Below are 25,956 nucleotides of genomic sequence, written 5' to 3'. Positions count from 1 at the left end.
TATTTTTTACGGGTTTATCTTTGTAAAAAAACGTTTATTGCCGCCCTGAAAATCTGGCCGATGTTTCTGCATTACTCTCCAATATGGCTCAGGATGTTCTTTCCGGGATTTATATGGCGCATGCCTACCCGGGAGAAAAAGCTGTACCTCACGTTTGACGACGGTCCGATTCCCGATATTACGGAAGGTGTGCTCGATACACTGGCAGCCTACCAGGCAAAAGCTACGTTTTTTTGCATCGGAGATAATGTGCGTAAGCATCCCCGCATTTTCACACAGGTACTTGACGCCGGCCATGCCATCGGCAACCACACCTTCAATCATATGAACGGTTGGAAAACCGAAGATGAACTGTACCTTGATAATGTGCTGGCATGCGACGAAATGCTGGATGTGGAGACCCAGCTTTTCCGCCCGCCTTATGGACGCATCAGAAAAAGTCAGTCGGCGCAGCTGCTGCCCACAAGAAAAATTATCATGTGGGACGTGCTGAGCGGCGATTTTTCACAAAAAATTACCCCGGATGTTTGTCTTGCCAAGACAATCCGCTACGCCCGGCCCGGTTCTATTATCCTTTTTCACGATAGTATCAAAGCCGCTGCAAATATGCAGTATGCACTTCCGCGTATGCTCGAACATTTTGCAGCGAAAGGATATGCATTTGAGGCTTTGCCTATGACCGGAGCCGAACCTTTTCACCATTAAATTTTAGAATTTGAGTATTGCAGGTACTATTCAGGTGAGCATTCTGGTGGCAGCCCGAAATGAAGAACAGCACATTGCACGCTGTCTCCGTTCGCTGGATGCGCTGAATTTTCCCAAAGATGCCATTGAGATACTCATTGGCGACGACGATTCCGAAGACGCTACTGCGCTGGTGGTGCAAGAATTTATCCGGGATAAACCCTGGTTCAGGTACCTGAAAATTGCTGCGCGCTCGCATGGGCTGGAAGGGAAAGCCAACGTACTGGCACAACTCGCCCGGGAGGCAAAGGGTCGGTATTTCTTTTTTTGTGATGCCGATATTGCCGTTCCACCGACGTGGGCATCCACCATGCTTACCCATTTTGCAGAAGGTGCCGGGGTGGTTGTAGGAGTTACCCGGATGACGCAAAAGCACCTGCTGGCCGATTTCCTTTCGGTAGAATGGTTGCTCGTGCTGGGCCTCGTGCGGCTGGCTGCCAGGTTCAAAATTCCGGTTACGGGCATGGGCAATAACATGGCCGTGTCACGAGAAGCTTATTTTGGGGTGGGAGGCTATGAGCAGCTCGGGTTTTCCATTATCGAGGACTATGCATTGTTTATGGCTGTGGTACACCGGGGCTTTGACTTTCAGATCGGGTATGAGACCAGGCTCCTCAATATTTCTGAACCGGTCAACAGCATCGGTGAGTTGCTCCGGCAGCGCAAGCGCTGGGTTCAGGGCGTGATGAAATCTTTTGTCAGTTTCAAATGGAACATCATTTTGTCTGCGCTGATTGTTCCACTGCTGCTGGTGCTGGCTATCTGGATGCCCTGCATTGCAGGCAGTGCGCTCCTGGTGCATTACCTGATGGTCACAGCCGCGGCGGTTGTTTGTGTTGGTTATTTAAAGCAAAAAGACCTTTACCTTCCTGCAGTCCTTTTCTGGTTTTATATGAGCGCCATCATGGCCGCCATGCTGATGCTGCATATTCTGCCGGGAAAAGCAATCTGGAAAGGCAGGGAATATCAATAATTATGATTGAAACACACGCTCACATTTACAGTGAGGAATACAATGACGACCGGCCTGCCATGCTGGAAAGAGCCTGGAAAGCAGGTATCGAACAGATTTGGATGCCGAATTGCGACCATGCGACGATTGACGGCATGATGAAGCTCGCAGAAGCTTTTCCGGGAAAGTGCCTGCCCATGATCGGACTGCACCCGGTATATGTTAAAAATGATTTCGAAAAAGAACTTCAGATCATGGAAGACTGGCTTTCCAGGGCTGAATTCATCGCCATCGGGGAAATCGGCATGGATCTGTACTGGGATGTAACCTTTCGCGAGCAGCAGGAAAAAGCTTTTTTGTACCAGTGCGGTCTGGCCCGCAGGCATGATCTCTGGATTGACATTCACAGCCGCAATGCATTCTGGGAGGTTGTGAAACTGATTGAGGACTTTGCTGATCCGGAGCTGAAAGGTATTTTTCATTGTTTTACAGGAACGTTGGAAGAAGTTAAAAAAGCAATTGAGCTTGGATTCAAGCTTGGAATCGGGGGCGTGGCTACCTTCAAGAATGGGGGATTGGACAAAGTGCTTCCTCATATCGGCCTCGAACATCTTGTACTTGAAACCGACAGCCCGTACCTGGCCCCGGTCCCTTTCCGGGGTAAAAGAAATGAAGCAGCCTATATAGAACTGGTGGCGCAGCGGGTAGGAGACCTGACACAGACCAGTAAAGAAGAAGTAGTGGCTGTCACAACCCGGAATGCATTGCAACTGCTAAAAAGTGCGGATCATGGATTATAAAATGATCTACATTAACCCCGTTTCGCCTGAACCGCCAATCGGTTCGGTGCTGGTGATCTACACGGGTGGCACGCTGGGTATGGTGTACGAAAGCAAGGGCCGCCAGCTCGTACCCTTCAACTTTGAAGAGATGATCAGCCGTGTGCCGGAGATCAGCAGGCTGCATTTTGAAATAACCTTCCTGTCACTTCCCGACCCGATCGATTCGTCCAATGTGAATCCTGCGATCTGGGTGGAGCTTGCCGGGATCATCGGCGAGCATTACCACCGGTACGACAGCTTTGTGATCCTGCACGGAACCGATACCATGGCCTATACGGCCTCGGCTCTCAGCTACCTGCTCGAAGGGCTTAACAAGCCCGTTATCCTCACCGGTGCCCAGTTGCCGATTGGTGTGGCCCGGTCCGATGCGCGTGAAAATATCATTACTGCACTGGAACTCGCCGCAGCCCGGGACGACCGCGGGCATCCGGTTATTTCCGAAGTATGCATTTACTTCAACTCACGGCTGCTTCGGGGCAATCGTTCCAAAAAGCGCGAAAGCTCCGATTTCAATGCATTTCACTCGGCCAATTATCCGGCCCTAGCCAATGCAGGTGTGCACATCGAGTATAATCTTCCCTACATCAGGCCCTGCAATCCGGGCGCAACACTTACGATTCACAAGCAGCTCGACAACCGGGTGGCTTTTCTGAAACTGTTCCCGGGGATCAGCCCGCTGGTTACAGGAGCGATCCTGAATATAGCCGGGCTGCGTGGGGTTGTAATGGAAACTTACGGTGCGGGCAATGCACCTACAAATCCCTGGTTTCTGGACGCACTCAGGAGCGCAATGGACGCCGGTGTTATCATTTTTAATGTAACCCAATGTGAGGGCGGGCGCGTAGCACAGGGGCACTATCAAACCAGCAAGTACCTCGACCAGCTGGGAGTGGTCAGCGGGTCGGACATTACGGCAGAAGCAGCTGTCACCAAAATGATGTACGTGTTTGGGAGAGAGCCGGAGCGGAATCAATGCATTGAAATGCTTGCCCGGCCGCTTTGCGGGGAAATGAGTATCTGATAAAATTGAAGTAAGCTCTTGCGTGTAAAGCAAGAAAACCTATCTTTGCACCCCATAACCACACAGAGAGGTGCCCGAGTGGTTGAAGGGGCTACCCTGGAAAGGTAGTATGTGGGTAACTGCATCGTGAGTTCGAATCTCATCCTCTCTGCACTGAGACCTTCCTGCAATCAGGAAGGTCTTTTTTATTTAATGCATGATTATAACTTACGGGATTATCATACGTCAGGCTTCCTTCTGATCGAGTATTTTCAGAATTTCGCGGTCTTCAATCGCATTTGATCCTGCGTCATGGTAATTAAACTCTTCAATTTTGCGCGCTCTTTTCGTGTCGCTGATTCCCCGCGTGATCTTTTCATGGTATTCTTCGAGTGAGCGGCAATAATAATGGTTCAGCTGTATCGTATCCACACTCGGTTCCGTGGTCGCACCATCGATGACTTTCTGATGTTCATTAACACAATCATAGCCGGGCTTATATTTGAAGCAGTGCGATTTGAATGCGGATGCAACAAACCGGGGCTGCACAATTGATTTGATATGGGTGTTGGGCAAGAAATTCAGGTCTGACCGTTTTGTAAAATTCCGTAATTGCGAGCCGGCAGGCTTCTGAATGTGACCGGCAGATCCAAATATCAGCCAGGAAACTCCCAAGCCTCCAAAATCTTCATAATTTTTCAGGAATTGTACCAGGCTTCCCTCATTGGTTTTGGGTACAATAAATTCATCTACATCAATAAACGCAATCCATTGAGAATAACTGCCAAACTTATCCAGGCAATGCTGATATGCTTTTACATGCTTGTTTTTTCCGGGGATATCAATAACAGCTACTACCCGATCAAGGTTTAATTCTTTAATTGTTTCACGAACTGGTATTTTACTTCCGTTATCATAAATATAAAAATTGGAAACACCAATTTTCTGGTGGTATCGGATCCATTCTTCAAGGTAATTATTTTCGTCCTTTACAATACAACATACAGAGACATAATGCTCCGGACTTATATGTGTATTGTTCTTTGCAAAAAACTTAGAAAATAAACTGGTTAAAATGTTCATTGTTTATTTTATGTATTTGAGCTGGGTTATATATCAGGCTTTGTTAAAATATACTGAGTATTCAGGTTACTATCTTTTCTGGTATTCAGGCGAAAGCAAAAAAAATCTTTAAGGAAAAATTCATTCTCAATAGGGAGTGCACAAGCATTTGAAACATCACCAATGTACGATTGAACGTCTACACCGGCCCGAATATATTAATTTCATGGTGATGGTAGCGTAGTTGAACTGAAATCTTCGTTTGATTTAAAACGCTACCATGGGAATAAACCGGATCAGTCTGCTTTGCTTTTTTATAATCTCCATATCTGCGCATGCACAGCAGCAGGTGAGTGTTAGGCTGTTCTATCAGGAACCGCAATTTGGAAAGGCGGAGTCTGCGGCGGATGCAGATTCGATCTGGATCTATGTCAAAGAGCCTTTCAGGCCGGTTCAAACCTTTGCGAACCCAGATTCCGGCTATGAGACTAGTTTTGCATTTACAATCGGGGAATTTTGTCCTGTACAGATTTGTAAAAACAACCAGTGCCTCGATGTATTTATCGATTCGGATACATTGGAGGTCATGATTAATCCCGCTCATTTTGCAGCCAGCAGACCTCTGAATTCTCCTTTAAGCCTGGTTTGGAAATCAGCAACAGTAGCACGGGAACAATTATTTGATGCGCAGGTCGATTCGCTTTCAAATCTCTTTGACCGGGGTACAGATTCAGCCGGGGTATCGCTGCTGTATGCTCATTTTAATGAGCGTTTTGATGCATTGAAAACCAGGATGATTGACGAAAATATTAAGAATGAACTTGGGTGGAACTTACTTTTAAGAAGCCCGGAAACTTTTCAGGAGCATGCAATTCCTCCCCTGATCGATCGTTTCAGCAAGCACTTGGCAACTCCGTCATTTAGTATTGTTAAAGATCGGTTAAGTCAGTACCAAAAAGGGAAAAGTACGTATAAAAGTATCTATCAGATCTTTGAAAAAGTTACAGAATGAAATTAGTGCATTACCAATTGAAATACCACAACTAATAAAATATTTTAAACTCAATTATAAATCCCATTCAAAGGCTTACACTTTTTTAACAAGCCTGGTTTTGATCCTTACAGCATCAAATCCGATCGCTAGCTTTATATTCAATTGAGTACCTGCGTAGTCTTTAATCAGGTTTGTCGGATTCACAGACATCCTGAGCTTGTAATAAATACGTGCCTTTTCGTGCAAATCAGCCATGGTTTTGAAGTACCGGTTAATTTCCAAACCCAATACCGGGCTGTATCCTGCCATGCGTCGCTTGTCTTCCTTATTTGTTTTGGCTGGTGTAAATTCATTGATGGAAAATCCCCCATAGGGCGCCAGCAACCATTTGTTTTTATTGATTTTATATCCGTAGGTAAGTTCAATGGATGCAAAGTGTGTTTTCATCCCCGACGGCCAGTACCCATTCTTTTCCAGTTCCTGTTTCGTTTTATTGAAATTCAAATTCAAATCAATTACGAATCGTGATTTCTTTATATCATAATTGAGACCAAAGTTGATTCCGGTTGCATTGGTGAAGTTTTCGCTGGTTTTACTTTTAAATATATTATGCCCAACACCGGCAAAAAGCCCATAAGTTAACTTGCCCGGTATTCTTTCTTCATCAATTTCGGGAGTACTTGTTAATAGGTCACTGATTTTCATTTCCCACTTTTGCAAAGTCTCTTTATTGGGGTGCCGGAAGAATTCCTCAGCAAATGCTTTTTTTAAAACCGATACTTCCTGGTTCGCTTGAAATGTAATTGAATCCATCTTCGCTGCAACCAGTCTGCCGCTTATTTCACCCAATTCAGATGCCTTTAATTTGATGAGCCTGCTATGGTATCCCGATAAATCAAACTGAATCTGGACATAGCGCAAAGCGGTGTCCGAAGAGTCGGGTAGACTTGACGTTTTCCGGTTTAAAACAGCAGCGGTATTGACAATCAAAAGGAATTTACCCGGCTTGCCCGGTTGCAGCCGATAGCCATACACCAGGGAAATGTCATTGAAAATATTTACGGAAGATGGGTCAATCACAAAATCACTGCTTTGCAACTTCAATCCGGGCTTCCATACGAGTGTATCGCGTTGAGCGACAGCATTGTTGAAAATTAATAATAGGCAAATGGTCAAATAGGGGAGAACTTTATGCACTGTATCATAGGTTTTTATTTCCCGAAAATACTGAAACAAACCGGAAATTACCTCCCCGTACATGGCATCCGTTTGGCATTACATGGCTGGCTAGGCTGCCCCAAACATGGCCAGCATTTTGTCAAGCGAGCCGGGGCTGTGCATCCATTCTCCGTTTGCCAGCGACACCCGGGCCATTTCCGAGGCTCGCCGCTGCATGTTCTGTTCAAAAATAGCGATGGCAGTTTGTAGGTCGGGATGGCCTTCCTTGGACAGGCAATCGCATAATTCCACGGCATCCAGCATGGCCATATTAGCTCCTTCGCCGGCTGACGGAGGCATCACATGAGCAGCATCACCAAGCATGGTCAGGTTGGGCAGTGACTTCCAGGTATGATCAGGCGGCATACAGTAAATAGGGCGGGGAACAAATGGAGTTGCCGCATTTTCAAATAATGGATACCATATTTTACTCCATGTTATATAATCTTTTCTAAACCAATTCAGCATTTCACTGCTATTATTATAGTCAAGTCCGGCATTGCTATACCAGTTTTCAGTTGCTTTAAAACTCGTGTAAAAGGTAAGATCGCCATCACTTTTCAGGCCCATGAATAAATTTCTTTCATTTCCAAAAGCCAGGAGTGCACCGTCATTGATCAGGGCGTGGATATTGGGTAATGTATTTTTTGCATCATGTACATGACCTTCGATCATGGTAATGCCTGAATAAACTGGTTTTGTATCGGTAATGTATGGTCGGATTTTAGAGTTCGCGCCATCTGCTGCAATGACAATGTCTGCATAAAATGTTTTACCATTTCCGAAATGCAGCAACCAGCCCGACTTTTGTTTGATCATGGAAATAAACTGGCTGTTCCAGACAACAGTATCTGGTTCTAATGATTGCAGCAGCAGATCCCGCAATGTTCCCCTGTCAATTTCAGGATGAAAATTCTCATCGTTAAAATCATTACTTGCCTGTATTAATGGAGTGGTAAAAAGTACATTGGCGTTTTCATTAACAATGGTCTTGCGATCCGCGCCGACGCGGTAATGTTTTTTGAATGTTTCCAGAAGACCCGCCCTGATCAGCGCTTTCAATCCGGATTGTTTATGCATATCTAACGGTGAACCCTGCACGCGTGCATTCCGGTTAATATCCCGCTCGAATACTTTTACGTTCGCTCCGTTCATTTGTAAAAGTCTGGCCAAAGTTAATCCGCCGGGTCCACCGCCTACGATGGCTATTTGTTTATTTAGTATCAACATCTTGCTTTTGATTGTGATACAAAATTCCGGAATGCTTTTCTTTCAGGCTTGTACAAATGCGACAAAGTTGTTGCGCTACATGCGTTTGTTTGTCCTGGCATTGCGGGCAAATGTACCCGGCGTCATGCCGCAGAAGCGCTTGAACTCTCTGCTGAAGTGAGATTGATCTGTATAGCCAAGCTCATGGGCGAGGCTTGCAAGACTTACGTCAGGATTCAGCAGCAGCTCATTTCTTGCCTGCTCGAAACGGGTGAGGGAGGATACATCCTTTACCGTTTGGCCCGATGAATGTTTGAAGTTTCTTTCCAGCGTGCGCACCGTGGCGTGTGCCGCCGCTGCTATCTCGCCCACCGGGAGTGTACCCTTTGCATTGCGCAGGGCTTTGCCCGCTTTCGAAAGCAGGTTGTTTTGGGTAATTCGTAATCGTTCGTTCAGGAAGTAACTATGGAGTAATGCAAGTGCCTGATTGATGCGTCCGGCCGCTACTTCGCTGGCAAGGATCGGTTGCAATCCGGCCATCGGATGATCAAACGTTCGCACACCACCACCTCCCGCGGGAAGGCCCAGTAATTCAAAAATCGTCCACGGAAAACAGCGCACACCCAGGATTTCCAGCGAGCCCCGGGTTTGAAAATGAGCAGGCTGTTGCAGCAGCCCGATCATAAATGGTGATGGCAGGGGTTCCAACGTTCCTTTTTGAGAAATACCGCTCAGACTTCCGAAATAGAAGATGATCTCGGCAAAGCCGTCAGGTACCACCTCGAAATCACCGTCTGCCGGACCAAATTCCTTTTTATCGTACCAAAAACACCTGATGATCTCGCGCAGCTCACCAGGTGGTTCGGTTTCTAGATGGTGCATAAACAAATATGAGCATCAAAGATGAATGCCATTTCAGAACATTTTGGACAGGTCATTCAGGTCCACATCACCATCGCCGTCCTTGTCAAGTCCGAGCTTGCTGCCAATGCCGCCGATTTTACCGCCAAGTCCGCCTCCCTGCGATGTGCCAGGTGCAGCGTGCCCGGTGAGCGAGCCAAGCAGTCCGCCCAGGTCAAAGCCGCCTCCGCCTTGCTGGCGCTGCGCAATCTTACCCAATACTACCGGAATGATGGCTGATGCAATGGAAGAAGCAGTACCCGCATTGATACCGAACTTCTGCATGATCCCGCCCATAAAGTTGTCGGAAATCTGCTGTACGGCCGGATTGTTCCCTGCACTTCCGCTGCGGGCCGATTCGAGCAATCCGTTGAGCTGCCCGGGATCCTTGATGTTGCCGAGCCCTTGTACGATCGAATCATGAGCTTCGCTCATCACGCCTTCGTTGTGCTCGTTGGGTACTTCATTATTATCTACAACGGCCTGTTGTCCGCTTTGCTTTATCATTGCAAACAGTTCATCGAGCATGGTATGTATGGTTTGGTTGAGGATCATTGTACTTTCAAAACCGTGCCAAATCCGCAGGCGCGGGGCCCGGCGCTCTCAGGTATGATGTTTTATACGATCATCAGCAATACCGTCAACGCCACTATTGAGATGTACATTACAGATGCTACCCTGGCCCGCGATATTCAGCGCGTGCAGCAAATTCCGATTGTTTCTACATTGCTGAATGTAATCTGCGAGGTTACCGGGCTCGGTTTCGCCGCCGTAGCACGGGTTACGTCCGAAAAGTGGATCACCTGCAGTGTGCATGATAATATGGAGCTGGGCATGCTTGCCGGCTCCGAGCTCCCCGTCGAGACCACCATTTGCGACCAGATCCGCCAGGTACGGCAACCCGTGATCATTGAAAACCTGGACGAAAGCCTGGCGTACGCGGACGATCCCATTCTCGTGAGCAATGGTGTAAAAAGCTATATCTCTTATCCCATTGTGCTGCGGTCGGGTGAGTTCTTCGGAACCTTATGTGCATTCGGCCGGGAGCCGAAAAAACTGACCGGGATCAGGACGACCGGACTTTTTACTGCATTTGCCGAGCTCGTCGCCTTGCAGTTACAGCAGCAGGATGTACTCGAAGCCACCAGGGACAAGGTGAAAGGGTTGAGTGTGCAGCTGAGTGATTCTACGGACGAAAACCGCCAGTACCGCCATATTTCCACGCATTCCCTGCAGGAACCTTTGCGAAAAATCAGGGTTTTCAGCGGCATGCTGGTGGATGCACTTCAGGAAAATGATGTAAAGAAGGCCAGTGACCTTTCTGTGCGTATCAATACAAGTGCAACCCGGTTTAGCGAAATGATCAAAAACCTGTCTGATTTCTCGTTCCTGACGGAGGATCAGCAAACGTTTTCATTGGTCGATTTGGAAGATACGGTTTCCATGGTCCTCACGCAGCTGCGTCCTCAGATCCGCTTATCCGGTGCCAGCGTCGAGGTAGCGCGCCTGCCGGTGGTGAGGGCAAATGCATCCCAGATGGAGCAGCTGTTTTACCACATTCTCGGTAATGCGATCAAATTTGCCAAACCCGGTACCCCGCTCGCAGTCAGCGTAAGCAGCTGTAAAATATACGGAACGCACCTGGACGGCGAGTACCACCCCAACAGGCAGTTTGTTGAAATTAGGATCAATGATAATGGGGTAGGAATTCCCGAGACCCAGCTCGAAAATATTTTCGATATGTTTTCAAAGCTTCCTTCTACCGTGATCCGCCGGGAAGGAGAGGGGTTCGGGCTTACGTTCAGCAGAAGGATTGTGCGTAATCATTCCGGTACCATCCGCATCAAGTCCGAAGTAGGGAGCGGTACCTCCGTACGGATCGTACTACCCGCCCTCGACTGACCGGCATTCTTGCCTCTCTCCAATTCTCATCTTAGATCTGCGCATCAGTGGATTTCTTCCCTTATTATGAATGTGTTACTGCGCTTTCCAGGCTGCGGCCAAGGCCGGACTATATAGCATTCCGTTATGTCAAAATACTTAGTGAATATGCTACAAATTACTGCCTTGTAACCGCTGTTTTACTGTTTAAAGACAAAACACCAAATTAGATTTGCTTATTAACAATTTTTCAGAATTTCTATTAGCTTTGTAAAAAGTAAGAATAAACCCCTCCGAAAAGGTCAACCGATCATCTTTATTAAAAGCGCCGGCAGGCACAACAGTGTGTTGTCAGAATATTTAACAATTATATTAACTGAATACTGGGGTTCCGGAAGGTTTATGATTGTAGTTTTCGCCCTTAAAGTTGCCCGTGCGGTTGGGACGGAAAAGATCATGCAGCAACTTTCCGCAAATTACAGAAGCCTGATTTTACCTTATTTGTCACCATCGCAGCAGCCGGAATCCGGTTGTACTGCGGCAGAACCATTTTGCCTATAGAAAATCTTTACCAATACCTTTTATTTTTTACAAGTTGATCTGCAAACCAGATCAATCATTCATGACTAATTAAACGATAAATGACTGAACAATTAACAACCCCGCTGAAATCCTTCGATTTCAGGCAGCTACCCACGTCTGCCAGCGCCGACATTAATTTTTCGCGAACGAGCGAAGCTTCCTTTTACGGGTCCGATGGCTATCTTCATTTTGCCCAGCCCGGTTACAACATGCTCATCAACAGCCAGGATTTATCAGCCAATGGCTGGAACCAGGTTGGTACATCAGTTTCCGCTACGGGCAGCGTTCCTGCCGCCGACGGCTCGTACACAGCCAGTAAAGTTTCCGAGAAAACCGTTTCAGGTGAGCACAGGGTATCCCAGAGTGTTACGGTGGTGAAAGGAAGGCCGGTTACGATCAGTATCTATGTAAAAGCAGGCACGCGGAGTAAGATCCAGTTCAGCTTTGTAACCAATACCTCCTTTACAGGCGGTAATCCCGGGGTTCGGTTTAATCTTTCCAATGGAAGTTTTATTTCATCAAGCTCCAATGTAACCAGCTACCAGGCGGTAAATGCAGGAGACGGATGGTGGCGCCTCCGGGTAACAGCCACGCCTGACCGCGGATCATCCACCGGTATGCACCTGTATCTGCTCAATGATGATACAGAGATGAGCTACGGGGTTAGTACCAGCAGGTACATATATGCCTGGGGTGCGCAAATCGAGCAGAGCGCTACCATGTCTGCATATACGCCTACCACGGTAGCTCCCTACTTTGGTCTCCGGTACCACTACGACCTTGCCGGCACACCATCCCTGAGCGGAGTGCTCATTGAGCCTGCGGGAACCAATCTGATCAGGTATTCCCACAATATCGACAATGTCGCATGGCAAAGACGGAACATCAGCGTGGGTTCAAGCGGTACCCGCTCTCCTGACGGTACATTGAATGCTTTCAAGATCAAGGAAGATTACAATACTTCCATGCACTACGTGGCACCCAATGACAACGTGGCTGTTTTGTCCGGAAGTACCTATACGCTGAGCGCATTTCTGAAAGCAGCCGAGCGTAAGTGGGCCTACTTCAACATCAGCGGTCTTACCGTGCACTTTGACCTTGGCAATGGCGTGGTAGGCATTCAGCATGATGCTTTTACCAATGCAGGAATGGAAAAAGCCGGAGGCGGCTGGTACCGGTGTTTTGCCACTTTTGTAGCGTCGGGTTCATCTGTAAGTACCAAAATAGGGCCCGAACTTGTAAACGGCACCACTTCTTACAAAGGTGACGGAAGTGGGGGAATTCTCATGTGGGGTGTGCAGCTTGAAAAAAGCAAGGCCATGACCAGCTACATCCGCACAAAAGGAAGCGCCGCTAGCCGGGGCGAAGACTCAGTGACACTCACCAAACCTACTGCTGATGATCATAATGTACTGATACAAAGAACAAGTGGTGAAACATGGATCAAGGATCTGAGCGGCAACCTGGATGTGCCGACCTCCGGAAGCACGGTGAAGATGGTTGCATTTTACGACACAAGCGAATCGGCCCCGGTTCAGGAAGCGCCATCGTCTGGCGTCACATTCAAGTATGCAACCGTAGGACCGAGCAATACGCTCGTTTCCATTTTTGCACAGCGGTACATGGCGCAAACGCCAAATAAATCCTGGTCGCTTCAACAGGCAACGAATGTGGCTTCTCCTGTTTTCAGGTTTGAGATCAGGTCGGGCGACCGCTGGTCCGGAGATCTTTCCAATGAAAAAATCAAGGAGCGCTGCGAGTTTTACATGAAAAGCGGCGATGTACCTTTCGACAAGGATGTGTGGCTTTCCTATTCCATCCGGATCGCGCCGGGGGCGATCAGCCAGATGTCCCCAACCGATTTTTGTTACCTCGGCCAGTTCCATGCAACCGAGGATTCGGGTGAAATGAGCACGGGCCCGGTATTGGGCGTACGTTTAGAAGGTGGTGATAAAATAGCCGTTTATACCGCTTCCAGCACCCAAAACCCGATCAAGACGGCACCAACCTATATCAAACGCGCCATCGGCACATTTACACGCGGACAGTGGCACAGGATTGTCATGCGCATCCGCTTTTCGCCCACCAGGGGTCAGCTGCAATGGTGGCAGAACGGGCAGGAGATGGTAAATGTATCCAATATCGGCATCGGCTATGTGGACAAGCTCGGTCCTTACTGGAAGTTTGGTATTTACCGGATGGCAAAGCCCGAAACGCTTGTGGTGGAGTATGCCAATATGGAGCTTTCGTATACCTCGTCGCTTTATGGACGGGTTTCAAAGCCGCTGACGATTGCCTGATCCCACAGGATTGGTCTCACATAACGCAATGTATACCAGAAGAGGCCCCGGTACGTCCGGTGGCCTCTTCTGCTTTTTTCAGCGCGGGATCGCAGGTTGGCGATGTTATACCGCATGCAAATAATCCGGTCAGTTGTTTTCCCGATTGTCGGCTTAAATTCCGGCAGGTTTCCATCAAGACCAGCCATTTTTTTATTTAAATGCAAAGATCAATGGAAACAAAAACACGACTACCGCGCTCCAAATGCTATATACAGGCAGGAACAGCGCCATGGAAGCTCCCACAAGGGACACATCACTGCGCCGCGTAAGTGCCCCGAAAAGCCTCACGGCAACGTATACCAGGTGTGCAAGCATGAGCAGGTTGGCACCCAGTACGGCCAGCCGGTTCGGCGTAATACCCCACTCGGTGATCCTGAACAACACTGCCGACAGGGCGATACCATTAACAACAAGCGTGACTGCCGAAAGCAGGGACAAAATCAGGATCTGGGTACGGTTCCGGGTAGTGGAGCCGGCCTCGGCAACTGAGAAAAAGATCAGCGCCATGACGCCCACCAGCAATGCATTGAAGATGATCAGAAATTCACGGTCGTGGAAAGGATCTTTCTCCGAAAAAAGGGTAGCCCCCAGGTACAGTACCAGCATAACCAGCGCAACCGGACTGAAAAGCCGCGCGATGACGGGCGAAACTTTGCTCACCAGTCCGGGTTGTACCCGAGTGATAAAAGTGCTCACCACCGGCACCGCAGCAAGTCCGCAAATGACTACATAGTTGAAATACGGCTTTTCAATGTTCCAGCCGATCAGTCCGAAAAGGTTGATCGTGAGTGCAGATGTAATCCCGCCGGAGATCAGAAGCAGGGCCATCATCACGGCCAGTTCTCCGTTGTACCGCAGGAAACCCAGCCATTTGTCGTCCCCGGCCCCTCTTTCGTGGCTGAATGCAAATCCCAGCAGCGACCAGAGGAAAAAAGGCAGATGCAGGCACGAAAGCAGCAAAGTATCACCTGTACTGTTCTGCGGCAGGACATTGATAAAAACTACCGACGCCAGCAACATTCCCGACAGCCAGGTGACCGTTCGCGTATTCAGCCCGTTTTTCCAGGCGAAGTAGGTGATCAGCACGGGAAAAACCACAAAGCTTACATTGCGCTGAAAGTAGAGATCGGGCTCCAAGGAAAGCATTTCGGGCAGCTTGGCCAGAAATGCCGACAGCACGGCCGCTCCTGCCACAAACACGCGCTCACTGCGGGTTCCCCAGTCGGGATTGCCGGAGCCGTAATTCAGACGCTGGTACCAGCCCTCGGCCAGCGGGTTGCTGCTGACCTGCGGATAAAGCGCATTAAAGGCCGACTTGAAGGTCGGTTTGTTGTTCCGGTACAACTGTTCCAGTTGCCGGGGATTGTCCAGGTTTAAAAGAATGTCGTCACGCATAAGATCAAGGCTAATGATTTAAAAAGTACTTTGCATTTCAAAGTTAAAAATGTTTTTTGTTCTGTCAAGAGAAGGGCATTGAATTTTTTTAAAGCCGGACAGACTGGAATGCAGCAGGGAAGATGTTTGACGCGGGGTTTGGTCAGCGCATGGCCAGCGCTCTGTAGAAGGAAGCGATCTGATTTTCGGGGTACTTCAGGTAATAGGCCACAAACACGTCTTTGGGTACAAGTGCCTGGGTACGGTCCTCCGGAACGAAGCAGAAAAGTTTCCGGATAATTTTATCATATAAATAAAAGAAAGTAGAGCCCGGTTTTACATAAATGGTCAGGTCCTGATCCGCCGGGTCAGGATTTTTACCAATCGGCTGATAATCCGCAAGGTTAAAATAAGGAATCTCCATTATAAAAACGTAGCTGAATTTTCGCATCGGGCTTAGTTTGAGGCTTTGAAGTATTACTACAAAACGTGTTCCTCTTGATAGATTAATGGTTGATAATCACAAATTTAGTTATCTAACGGTTATAAAATCAGATATGTTTTGCAGCCGCTGTTTTGCTTCGGGCCTTCGTACATTCCGGGGTGCTACTGCCAGACTTCCTTTTGATCACATCGAAAAGTTAAGAATATTATCAACAAATAAGCACTTTGACAACATTTCGTAACGGAATGTTTAAGCTGGCTTAAACAAAAATGCCTTCTTCAACTGCAAAGTTGCCCGCATCGTCAGACTTTTTCACGCCACCCCAGCAGCTTTCAGGGATTGTTCCTGCGATAGAAATGCCGGGTACTGCAGGAATGGTTTTTACCCGGATAGCAGCACTTCAATCCGGTTCAAAAGCCACATCCCAATAGCAACTTCTTATGAATGTCAGCGATTTTATTGTTCAGCGCCTTGTAGAATGGCAGGTCCGTCAGGTTTTCGGCTACCCGGGCGACGGGATCAATGGTCTGCTCGGAGCCCTCAACCGGGGAAAAGACCAGGTACGTTTTATCCAGACCCGGCATGAGGAGATGGCCGCCTTTATGGCTTGCGCACATGCCAAGTTTACCGGCGAAACAGGCGTGTGTGTAGCCACCTCCGGTCCGGGCGCGATTCACCTGCTCAATGGATTGTATGATGCCAAGCTGGATCATCAGCCCGTGGTGGCCATCATCGGCCAGCAGAGGCGGAGCTCGCTGGGTAGCAGCTATCAGCAGGAAGTGGACCTTGCTTCCCTGTATAAAGATGTAGCATCAGACTATCTTCAGGTCGTGGTTCATCCTGCGCAGGCCAGGCAGGTGATCGACCGTGCTTTCCGTATCGCACATATGGAACGTACGGTGACAGCAGTGATCATCCCGGTAGACGTGCAGGAGGAGAAAGCAGTAGAGGAGCCGCCGCGGAAGCATGGCAGCGTTTTTACCGGAGTGGGCTATTCCGCTGCCCGGGTCATCCCCGCCGACGACGAGCTTCAGCGCGCCGCCGATGTACTGAATGCAGGTGAAAAGGTCGCCATACTTGTTGGGGCCGGGGCATTCAGCGCGGTGGAGGAGATCAAGGTTGTGGCGGGCTTGCTGGGAGCCGGAGTAGCCAAAGCTTTGCTGGGCAAGGCCGTGCTCCCGGACGACCTTCCATATGTGACCGGAAGCATCGGCCTGCTGGGAACCAAGCCCAGCTGGGACATGATGGAAAACTGTGATACGCTGCTTATGATCGGCAGCAGCTTTCCCTATACCGAGTACCTGCCGCAGCCGGGGCAGGCGCGCGGGGTGCAGATTGACATTGATGGTAAAATGCTGAGCATCCGGTACCCGATGGAAGTGAACCTCCTTGGCGACAGTAAAAGTACCCTGCAGGGATTGATTCCTCTTTTGACGCATAAGACCGACCGCTCCTGGCAGGACGGAATTGCTAAAGGCATCAATGAGTGGTGGGATACCGTGGAGCAGCGTGCCCGCCTGGAAGCCGACCCGATCAACCCGCAGCTGGTACTTCAGGAACTCTCGCCCAGGTTACCCGATTACAGCATTATCACGGCTGATTCAGGTACTTCCGCATTCTGGTTTGCGCGGAATATCAGGATCCGGGAGGGAATGCTTGCATCACTGTCAGGTAACCTGGCAACCATGTGCCCGGCCGTGCCCTATGCAGTGGCTGCCAAGTTCGCCTATCCCGACAAGCCGGCATTTGCGATTGTCGGTGACGGAGCTATGCAAATGCTGGGTATGAACGAGCTCATTACCATTTCCAAATACTGGCAGGAGTGGGCCAGTCCCACGCTGGTGATCATTGTCCTCAACAATCGCGACCTCAATATGGTAACCTGGGAGCAGCGTATGGAAGGAGGCGAACCCAAGTTTGAGGATTCTCAGTCTATTCCCGATGTAAACTACGCAGCCTTCGCGCACTCGCTGGGACTGGGCGGGATCCGGGTTGAGACCGCTGCCGGGGTTGTACCGGCATTGGAGCAGGCACTTTCGGCAGACAGGCCTGTTGTGCTGGATGTTGTGGTGGACCCGAATGTGCCAATCCTGCCTGCACACGTGACAATGGAGCAGTTTGCCAAATACAATAAAGCATTGCTCAAAGGTGACCCGGACGCGATGTCCCTCATCCGGCAAACCATCCGCCAGGTGATGACCGGCGGCATAGGGTAATGTACGTAAGGGTTTGCCGGAGAAAGTTTTATTTGTTTGTAAAACAACAACTTAGGCTTTTTCCGGCTGCCTGCCGTTTAGTAATAATCCCATTGCATTGACTCGTGCTTTTGATAAATTCAGACTGATTCACCCCCAACCTGATTCATGATGAAAAAAGCACTACTCGTGTTATGTGCAGTACTATGCGCATGGGGCAGCCACGCCCAGGGCATCGCCCAGAAAGAAATTGAAGCTTTTGCCGCGCAGACAGGCGCCCATGCCACCACCGACAAAGCAACCGGTTCGCTCAGCTACCTGCGTTTCCCCAAATCAAAGCCATTTCAGTTGCCCGGAGCAAGCACTGCTGCCAGGTCGCTGGGATTTGTACGCGACAATGCGCGGCTGTTTGGCATCAGGCCGGCACTGGACGAATTCAGCGTGAAGGATGAAAAAGTAGATAGCTATGGCAAAAAACACGTCGCTCTGCAGCAAACCTACCGGGGAGTTCCCGTATTCGATGGCATACTGAAATTCCATTTTACGGGCAACATGGGACTCTCCGGACTTAATGGAAATTTTATCTCCGGTATAAAGATCAATCCGGTGCCCCGCCTCAACCAGGCAGATGCGGAGCGCATTGCGCTGGGTTATGTGGGTGGAAAAGGAGAAAGGCCGCTCGATCAGCCGCTGCGCGCCCATAAGTCAACCCTGTACGTTTTTCAAAAAGGCCTGGTACAAGGCTATCGTGGTCCTGCTTACCTGGTGTATGAAGTGGAGGTGCGAAGTGATGCGGGTATCCGGGAGTTTCTTTACATAGAAGCCCACGATGGCCGGCTCATTGAGCAGTTTACAGGCAATCACAGCATACACCGTACCCTTTATGAAAAATATATTTCCCCGGCATACCTGACATGGAATGAAGGGGACGCACTGCCCGGTACCCTCGACGTATGGCAGCGCTCGGAGGTGGAAACTTCCGCATTTATATACAACCTGATGAAAAATGCATTCGGCCGTACTTCATTCGACGGCCTGGATGCGCCTATGATCACGATAAATAACAGTCCTGCAATCAATTGTCCGAATGCCAACTGGAATGGTATCAGTGCCAACTACTGCACGGGTACCGCCGCCGACGATGTGGTAGCGCATGAATGGGGCCATGCTTACACGGAATATACCAGCGGGCTCGTCTACGGCTGGCAGTCGGGTGCATTGAATGAAGGATATTCCGACATCTGGGGCGAGACGGTGGACCAGCTCAACAATTACATGGATCAGGGTGAACAAACCAGTCAGCAGCGCACGGGCTGTAACAGTTCCACACGCTGGCAGCTGGGCGAAAAAACCACGGGCTTTGGCGGCGCTATCCGCGATATGTGGGATCCTACCTGCTTTGGTAATCCGGGTAAAGTGTCCGATCCGCAGTACTGGTGCGGCAATGGTGATTTTGGCGGTGTGCATCTCAACAGCGGCGTGATTAATCATGCTTATGCATTGCTGGTAGACGGAGGTACTTACAACGGGCAAACCATTACCGGCATAGGGCTTACCAAGGCCGCGCACATCTTCTGGCGGGCGCAGGCGGAGTACATGACCCGAACCACTGATTTCTCCGCGCAGGCCGACATCCTGGAAGCTGCCGGGGAAGACCTGCTGGGCGAAACGCTGATGCAGCTTTCTACGGACGACAATGCGGCAGAAGAATCTACCGAAAAAATCAGCGCTGCGGATCTCGTGCAGCTTTCCAAAGTAATTCAGGCAGTGGAGCTGCGCCTCGACAATCCCTGCAATTTCCAGAAGCTGCTGGCCGATGCTCCCCCGCTGTGTGAAGGCGCTAATCCCGGCCTGGCCATTTTCAATGAGGATTTTGAGCATGGATTGGGTGACTTTAAGACGAGCTTTGCAACATCTTCATCTACCTGGGTAGCAAGGAACTGGTCCGTGGCGGCCGCGCCGCGCAACCACGGCGGAAGTGCCGCATTTGCCTACGACTATCCCGGCGGCGACTGCTCGGGCTCGTCCCAGGAAGGGGTTATCACACTGACCAGCCCGGTCATCACCATCCCCGAAGAAACGGCCGGTAACCTGCATCTCGTGTTTGATCATTACGTAGCAACAGAAGCCGCGGCAGACGGTGGAAATGTCAAATACAGCATCAATGGCGGCAGCTGGAAACTACTTCCCGCCAGCGCATTTACTGCCAATCCCTACAACAACGTGGTACTTTCCTACTGGTCTACGAGTGAAGCAGGAATCAATCCGCTTGCCGGCGAACCTGCATTTTCGGGTACAGACGACGGCTCTGTGGCAGGAAGCTGGGGACAAAGCCAGGTGGACCTTACAGCTGTGGGACTTGAAGCCGGGGATAAGATCCGGTTCCGTTGGGATTTCGGGACAGACCAATGCAGCGGGTACGACGGCTGGTATGTCGACAATGTACGGGTGTATTCCTGCCAGGTGACCCCGGCAGTACATTTTGCATTGGAAAGCCAGACCATGAATGAGGGCGAAGGAACGCAGGGGCAGGGCTGCCTGCCGTATGTGGAGAAAAAAGTCAGGATCTCGATTGACAAGGCTCCGTCTGCGCCTGTCACCGTTACGCTTGATACACCCGGAGGTACCGCCAGGAGCGGGGTTACCGGCGACTACACCATCTCGCCAGCAGTTGTGACGCTTCAGAGCGGCGCACTGTCACGGGATATTACCGTACGTATTTACAATGATGCCTATGTGGAAGGTGCGGAAACCATTTTGCTTTCATACAAGCTGGATGCGCATGGCGGCAATGCATTTTCAGCAGAGACAAAGCAAAATTTTACCCTGACGATCGTGGATGATGACCTTACTCCCGGCAATTACACGGAAGAACTGCTCAGCTCCGGTTTTGATACCGGGCAGCAGGGATGGGGGACGATCAATGGAGGTACCAGCCCGAACACCTGGTTCCTGGTAGCGCCTTTTGACCAGTACCTTAATCAGGACGGAAGACCGTTTTTCCGAGTGACCGGAAATGACGTCATCCGGCCCGACCATGTAAGTGATGAAATCCTTTTATCTCCCGTCATCAATACCCAGGGTAAAAAGAACCTTGTCCTCACATTTTCACAAACGTGGCTGCCCTACGAAGATGGCGTACCCGAAACCGGCATGGTGGATGTTTGGGATGGCACAGAGTGGCACAACCTGCTCACGATCAATGAAGATTCGGGCGTGCTGGGCAATCTCTTTACTGGTACCCCCGACAAGCGTACCATCGGTATACCGGATGCGTATGCCAATGCCGGCATGAGGATCAGGTTTCATTTTGTGGCAAATCTTACTTTCCACTGGGCGGTGGATGACGTGAAGCTGACAGCCTCCAATTCTACACAGATACGCACGGCTGTCAACACCGGGAACGGTGCATCTGAATACCTTGGCCCCAATGAAACGGCTGTTTTTTATCACCCTGAGGATGGGACACTGATCGGGCGTATCCGCAACTTGTCGGCGCATGATTATGGCTGTACTATCATGGAGATTGATCGTACCGGAAAGGATGAAACCGGCTGGGTGGGAAGTTATCACATTACGAGAAAGACTTATAAAGTGACTCCCGAGTTCAATAATCCGGCTGGGAAGTACGAAATCACATTGTACTACAAAACGTCGGAATTGCCCAATTTCAATGGTTCGGCCATTACTTCCATGGGCAAAAGTGCAGGCAGCATTGGTGCCGGCAACACGGCGGTTTCCTCTTTCGCAGAGGTGCAGGTATCGTCAGCCTTTGATACCGACCTGGCCTACACAGCCTCGTTCGACTCGGGTTTTTCAGGTTTCGGATTATCCGATGCGCCTCCGGTAGGCCCGCTGCCGGTGACATGGATCAGTTTTACAGCTGCCCATACAGCGGAAGGTAACATCCTGAACTGGAGTACGTCCGGGGAAGCCGGCAGTGATTATTTTGTAGTACAAAAAAGCAGGGATGCGAGCAGTTTTGAAGCATTGGGTACCGTGACCGCGGCGGGTACTGTAAAAACCACAAGTACCTATCGGTTTACCGACGGTCAGGCGGCAGCGGGCATTACTTATTACAGGATCAAACAGGTGGACCGGGATGCGAGATTCAGGTACAGCCGGATTGTGAAAGTAGAGGCCGGAGCCGGAGCCGTAACTTTTTTCCCGAACCCCGTACAAAGTACGCTGAAAGTACAGCTGCCTTCATCGGAAAGCCGCACGGCAAAGGTGCAGGTAGTGGACGCAGGCGGACGTACCCACATCGCCCGCGACCATGTAAAGGTTGAAAATGGCGGCCTGTCCGTGGATATGGAGGCGCTGCCTTCTGGTATTTATCAAATAATCGTAAATGTGCCGGAAGGCAGGTACAGCGTGCCGGTAGTCAAACTGTGATACCACAGTTTTCCATAAAAAGGGCAGGTACGGTTATTTAAGTGGGTATTTACTGCATTTAATCCCGCAGCCCACTATTTAATCTTATGGAAAATTTTACAATGCTTCAGTTCTTCGAATGGTATTATCCTGCGGACGGAAGCTTATGGAGGCACTTTGGGAACGAAGCGCCCAGGTTGAAGAACATTGGCTTTGACACGGTGTGGTTACCCCCGGCTCACAAGGGGATGGACGGCGATAAGTCCTCAGGGTACGACTCTTACGACTTGTACGACCTGGGCGAATTTGATCAGAAAGGTTCGGTTCGGACCAAGTATGGTACCAAGGAAGAGCTGATTGCAGCCATAGCAGCGGGTAAGGAAGCCGGCCTTCAGGTTTATTGCGACATCGTGCTCAACCACATGGGCGGGGCAGATGAAGTGGAAACCGTGCCGGTAAAGGAAGTTACGCCCGAAAACAGGACCGAGTTTGCAAGTGACACCTTTGAGATCCAGGCTTATACCAAGTTTACGTTCCCGGGCAGGGCTGGGAAATACTCGCAGTTTGTCTGGGACTTTCAATGTTTTTCGGGGGTAGACTACAATGCAGAAAACCAGCAAAACGCCATTTACAGCATTCAGAATCAGTATGGCGATGGCTGGCAGGATGTACTCGACTTTGAAAATGGTAATTACGATTACCTTATGCTTTCGGATATCGATTTCCGGAATCCACACGTACGGGAGGAACTGATCAGGTGGGGTGAGTGGTTTGTGGAAACCGTACAATGCGACGGTTTCAGGCTGGATGCGATCAAGCACATGGACCCGGCATTCTTCAACGAGTGGCTCGACCACCTGAGAGGAAAGTACCAGCGCGAGTTTTTCACCGTAGGAGAGTACTGGGCACCGTACGATCTGGAATCCATGCTTACTTACATAGAGGCAACTGCTGGCCGTGTTTCGCTGTTTGATGCACCTTTGCAGGGTAATTTTTTCAGGGCTTCGAAAGAAAACGAACACTACGACCTGCGCACAATCCTGGATAATACGCTGGTGCAAACCCGCCCCGAACTGGCCGTAACCCTGGTGGAAAACCATGATACCCAGCCGCTCCAATCACTCGAACAAATCGTGGAAGGCTGGTTCCGTCCCCTTGCTTATGCCATTATACTGCTGAGGGAAGCCGGGTATCCGTGCGTTTTTTACACGGATTTGTACGGATCCAAGTACACCGACCTGGGTCCCGACGAGCAGGAGCACGAAATCACGCTGATGCGCCTGGAACCGCTTGAAAATTTGCTACGCATCAGAAAACACCTGGCATACGGCCCGCAGCACGATTACCTGGATGATATCAACTGCATTGGCTGGACACGGGAAGGCGACGATGCGCACGAAGGTTCGGGTTGCGCAGTGCTGATTTCCAATCATGAGGATGCGGGCAAAACCATGTATGTAGGGACGCAGCATGCGGGCAAAACGTTCTCGGATCACCTGGGAAATGTTTCCGAGCCGGTGGTGGTCGGTGAGGATGGAAATGCCTGGTTCAGTGTTCGCGGCCGGTCCGTGAGTGTATGGGCATTACAGTAAACTTTATGTATCTAAAAAAATAAAACATGTATCCTGCAACTTTCCAGCTGAAAGAAAATGACGGGGAAATCAGTTTTTCCAAATCAGAGGTAGCGGAGATCGTCCCCGATGCGGACATGCGGTTCAGCCTCGTGATCCTGACAAGCGGCGCGAAGCATTTCGTGCAGGGAACGGAGCAGGATATACTTGAAAAGCTGGAAAGCGAGTCGGCGCCCGGCCATGCATCATGACCGGCGCTCCGTTTTCGCCTCTGTGACGGTCAGGGCAGTGGTACCTGCTTTTCTGGTGGTGGTAGCTGTGCGGCTTTATTTTATAGAGGTGTTTGCGGTTCCGCTGCCTTTCTGGGACCAGTGGGATGCCGAGGGTGACTTTCTGCTCCGGCCCTGGATACAGGGGACACTCCGGATTCAGGACCTGTGGCAGTCCCATAATGAGCACCGCATCCTGCCAACCCGGCTGCTATCCCTGTTTACATTTATGATTACCGGCAGCTGGAACAACCTTACCGAAGCCCGCTTTAATACGTTGCTGGCAGGATTGGTTCCGGCGCTGATCGTCGGACTGCTCGTGCGCTGCCGGGCGGTGCATGGACTGCGCTGGCTGGTGGTACCGGTGGCTGTTGCCCAGTTTGCATTGCCTTTTTCGTTTGAAAACTTTCTCGTAGGCTTCCAAAGCCAGTTTTACTTCCTGCTGATCTTTACTGTTGCAGGCCTTGCACTCGCAACGCTTCATCCGCAAAAGTGGTGGTCTGTTGTGGGTATCATCATTCTCAGTACGCTCAGCATTCTCACCATGGCATCGGGCCTGCTTACGCCGCTGGCTGTGGCTGCATTGTATGTAGTGCGGATGCTGCATGATCGCCAGATCTCACGCCGGCATATCAGTGTGGCGGTCATGCTGATGCTGCTGGCCGTGATGGGATACGGGATTATTCCGAACATTCCGGAAAATCAGGGTTACCGCGCTGCAACCTCAGGCGAGTTCCTTACGGCACTGGGCGTCATTCTGAGCTGGCCGGTGACGGATCATGCACTTGTATGGATTTTGCTCTGGCTGCCCGGTATGCTGGCCGTGCCGCTGCTCTTGTGGACCCGGAGAATGTCGGCTGCGGACATGCTGATGGCTGGCTGCCTGATCTGGTCTCTGGCGCAGGCACTGGCAATTGCCTACGGCCGCGGCCACTGGCTTTCGGAGGTGTCTTCGCGCTATACGGAGCTTTTCAGTCCCGGACTGATCGCCAATGCCTGGTTTGCCGTGAGGCTGGCCGATCACTGGGAAAGCTTGCCCCTGCGGTGGGTAGGGCTCGTATTTTTCGTACCCTATACCATAGGGCATGTGGTGCGCTATGAAGCGGACATGAAGGATATGCGGAAAGTTCACCGGTATTCTCTCATTCAGCAGCGCAATGTATCCCGCTATTTTCAGACCGGCGACCCGGGTGTGCTCGACCAGCCGCAGTACGAAATACCCTATCCGCATGCCGACCGGCTCCAACACCTCCTGGACGATCCTACGCTGCGGAGTATACTCCCTGCGGAGCAGGAAGCACAGTGACCGCAGCACTGTTTCCGTACAGTATTTTTTCAAATAATTTGAGAGGAATTTTGCAGGATGTTACGCCTATTTTTTTGTAAATTTCTGACAGTGTCAAGCTCATCTGACTTCCCGTCTTGCGGTTTAAAGTTTTTTGTGAAAACTTATTGAACGGTTTGGATATTAGCATTCCAAACTGAGATTGCAGTTTTCAAAGAATTACATCAACGCCTACCGGCAATACTCTCTGCAATCTTATTTTTACCAAAACAGGCATTTTACAAACTGCCGCAATGCTTTTTTGTGCCTGCAAAAATAAGCCCCAAAACCTTTAATAAGAGACTTGCGTATGGGCATTCTTTATCTGGATCATGAAGTAAACAACCTGAATTCCTTCAAGGCAGCATTCAGGAGGGAGGCCATGGTATTTATCGCCGAAACGACTGACATGGCGATCTCCATTCTTGAAAATAACAAGATTGAGATCATTTTTGCCGACCACCACATGCCTGAAATGACCGGCCTCGACTTCCTCAGGCTGGTTGCTACAAGGTTTCCCGACAGTAAAAGAGTGATCCTGACGGGCAATGCATATACCGATGAGTTCAGGGCTGCGGCTCAGAAAGGCATCTTTCACCGGTACGTCAACAAGCCCTGGGACGAGCAGCAGCTCAGGACGCTGATGGAAACTTTGTAGATTTTCGACTATATTAAGCC

20 protein-coding genes and 1 tRNA gene are annotated in these 25,956 nt (G+C 50.0%); 14 read left to right on the top strand and 7 right to left on the bottom strand.

The window, feature by feature from the left end; translation table 11 throughout:
- The first annotated feature begins 60 nt into the window (after window positions 1-60).
- From HWI92_RS09700 to HWI92_RS09680, 5 genes are all read left to right on the top strand, one after another.
- Complete coding sequence (locus tag HWI92_RS09700) at window positions 61-705, top strand: polysaccharide deacetylase family protein (RefSeq protein ID WP_204663188.1); 645 nt, start codon at window positions 61-63, stop codon at window positions 703-705.
- Between the two features lie 10 nt (window positions 706-715).
- Window positions 716-1,717 (top strand): glycosyltransferase, encoded by a 1,002-nt coding sequence (locus tag HWI92_RS09695; RefSeq protein ID WP_204663186.1) that lies wholly within the window; start codon window positions 716-718, stop codon window positions 1,715-1,717.
- Window positions 1,718-1,719: 2 nt separating this feature from the next.
- A complete protein-coding gene (locus HWI92_RS09690) occupies window positions 1,720-2,496 on the top strand; it encodes a TatD family hydrolase (protein ID WP_204663184.1) in 777 nt (258 codons plus the stop codon).
- Complete coding sequence (locus HWI92_RS09685; protein WP_204663182.1) at window positions 2,486-3,559, top strand: asparaginase; 1,074 nt, start codon at window positions 2,486-2,488, stop codon at window positions 3,557-3,559. Before HWI92_RS09690 ends, HWI92_RS09685 begins: the two co-directional genes overlap by 11 nt.
- 64 nt (window positions 3,560-3,623) lie before the next feature.
- A tRNA-Ser gene (locus HWI92_RS09680) sits at window positions 3,624-3,710 on the top strand.
- 74 nt (window positions 3,711-3,784) lie between these two features.
- On the opposite strand, the gene HWI92_RS09675 is transcribed toward HWI92_RS09680, so the two are convergent.
- On the bottom strand, window positions 3,785-4,621 hold the full coding sequence (locus HWI92_RS09675) for a glycosyltransferase family 92 protein (RefSeq protein ID WP_204663180.1): 837 nt from the start codon (window positions 4,619-4,621) through the stop codon (window positions 3,785-3,787).
- 565 nt (window positions 4,622-5,186) lie between these two features.
- On the opposite strand from HWI92_RS09675, the gene HWI92_RS09670 reads away from it, so the two are divergent.
- Window positions 5,187-5,612: a hypothetical protein gene (locus HWI92_RS09670; RefSeq protein ID WP_204663178.1), complete on the top strand. Its 426-nt coding sequence runs from the start codon at window positions 5,187-5,189 to the stop codon at window positions 5,610-5,612.
- Window positions 5,613-5,687: 75 nt separating this feature from the next.
- Here the strand turns inward: HWI92_RS09670 and HWI92_RS09665 are convergent, their stop codons facing one another.
- The 4 genes from HWI92_RS09665 to HWI92_RS09650 all read right to left on the bottom strand — a co-directional run bounded on the left by HWI92_RS09665 (window position 5,688) and on the right by HWI92_RS09650 (window position 9,449).
- The gene (locus HWI92_RS09665; RefSeq protein WP_204663176.1) at window positions 5,688-6,791 is read right to left on the bottom strand and encodes an outer membrane beta-barrel protein; all 1,104 of its coding nucleotides are present in this window, start codon (window positions 6,789-6,791) and stop codon (window positions 5,688-5,690) included.
- Between the two features lie 90 nt (window positions 6,792-6,881).
- Entirely contained in the window at window positions 6,882-8,042 is a 1,161-nt protein-coding gene (locus HWI92_RS09660) for an FAD-dependent oxidoreductase (protein ID WP_204663174.1), read from the bottom strand.
- A 75-nt stretch (window positions 8,043-8,117) separates the two neighbouring features.
- Window positions 8,118-8,903, bottom strand: a complete 786-nt coding sequence (locus tag HWI92_RS09655; RefSeq protein ID WP_204663172.1) for a helix-turn-helix domain-containing protein — start codon at window positions 8,901-8,903, stop codon at window positions 8,118-8,120.
- Between the two features lie 33 nt (window positions 8,904-8,936).
- On the bottom strand, window positions 8,937-9,449 hold the full coding sequence (locus HWI92_RS09650; protein WP_204663170.1) for a hypothetical protein: 513 nt from the start codon (window positions 9,447-9,449) through the stop codon (window positions 8,937-8,939).
- Window positions 9,450-9,452: 3 nt separating this feature from the next.
- On the opposite strand from HWI92_RS09650, the gene HWI92_RS09645 reads away from it, so the two are divergent.
- Window positions 9,453-10,823, top strand: coding sequence for a sensor histidine kinase (locus HWI92_RS09645; protein ID WP_204663167.1), 1,371 nt, complete (start codon window positions 9,453-9,455; stop codon window positions 10,821-10,823).
- 620 nt (window positions 10,824-11,443) lie between these two features.
- Entirely contained in the window at window positions 11,444-13,684 is a 2,241-nt protein-coding gene (locus tag HWI92_RS09640; protein ID WP_204663165.1) for a phage head spike fiber domain-containing protein, read from the top strand.
- Window positions 13,685-13,876: 192 nt separating this feature from the next.
- Here HWI92_RS09640 and HWI92_RS09635 read toward each other — a convergent pair whose 3' ends face one another.
- Window positions 13,877-15,121, bottom strand: coding sequence for a DUF4153 domain-containing protein (locus HWI92_RS09635; RefSeq protein ID WP_204663163.1), 1,245 nt, complete (start codon window positions 15,119-15,121; stop codon window positions 13,877-13,879).
- Between the two features lie 142 nt (window positions 15,122-15,263).
- Window positions 15,264-15,551: a hypothetical protein gene (locus HWI92_RS09630; protein WP_204663161.1), complete on the bottom strand. Its 288-nt coding sequence runs from the start codon at window positions 15,549-15,551 to the stop codon at window positions 15,264-15,266.
- Between the two features lie 434 nt (window positions 15,552-15,985).
- On the opposite strand from HWI92_RS09630, the gene HWI92_RS09625 reads away from it, so the two are divergent.
- From HWI92_RS09625 to HWI92_RS09600, 6 genes are all read left to right on the top strand, one after another.
- The gene (locus tag HWI92_RS09625; protein WP_204663159.1) at window positions 15,986-17,761 is read left to right on the top strand and encodes a thiamine pyrophosphate-requiring protein; all 1,776 of its coding nucleotides are present in this window, start codon (window positions 15,986-15,988) and stop codon (window positions 17,759-17,761) included.
- A 147-nt stretch (window positions 17,762-17,908) separates the two neighbouring features.
- Window positions 17,909-22,135 carry a M4 family metallopeptidase gene (locus tag HWI92_RS09620; RefSeq protein WP_204663157.1) on the top strand — a complete coding sequence of 1,409 codons (4,227 nt, stop codon included), beginning with the start codon at window positions 17,909-17,911 and terminating at the stop codon, window positions 22,133-22,135.
- Window positions 22,136-22,221: 86 nt separating this feature from the next.
- The gene (locus HWI92_RS09615) at window positions 22,222-23,706 is read left to right on the top strand and encodes an alpha-amylase (RefSeq protein WP_229249247.1); all 1,485 of its coding nucleotides are present in this window, start codon (window positions 22,222-22,224) and stop codon (window positions 23,704-23,706) included.
- A 26-nt stretch (window positions 23,707-23,732) separates the two neighbouring features.
- Window positions 23,733-23,936: a hypothetical protein gene (locus HWI92_RS09610; protein ID WP_204663155.1), complete on the top strand. Its 204-nt coding sequence runs from the start codon at window positions 23,733-23,735 to the stop codon at window positions 23,934-23,936.
- Window positions 23,926-25,260, top strand: a complete 1,335-nt coding sequence (locus HWI92_RS09605) for a hypothetical protein (RefSeq protein WP_204663153.1) — start codon at window positions 23,926-23,928, stop codon at window positions 25,258-25,260. Before HWI92_RS09610 ends, HWI92_RS09605 begins: the two co-directional genes overlap by 11 nt.
- A 328-nt stretch (window positions 25,261-25,588) precedes the next feature.
- A complete protein-coding gene (locus HWI92_RS09600; protein WP_204663151.1) occupies window positions 25,589-25,936 on the top strand; it encodes a response regulator in 348 nt (115 codons plus the stop codon).
- Window positions 25,937-25,956: the final 20 nt, after the last annotated feature.

Source organism: Dyadobacter sandarakinus (assembly GCF_016894445.1).
GTDB lineage: Bacteria > Bacteroidota > Bacteroidia > Cytophagales > Spirosomataceae > Dyadobacter > Dyadobacter sandarakinus.
This window is presented reverse-complemented; position numbering and strand designations above follow the sequence as displayed.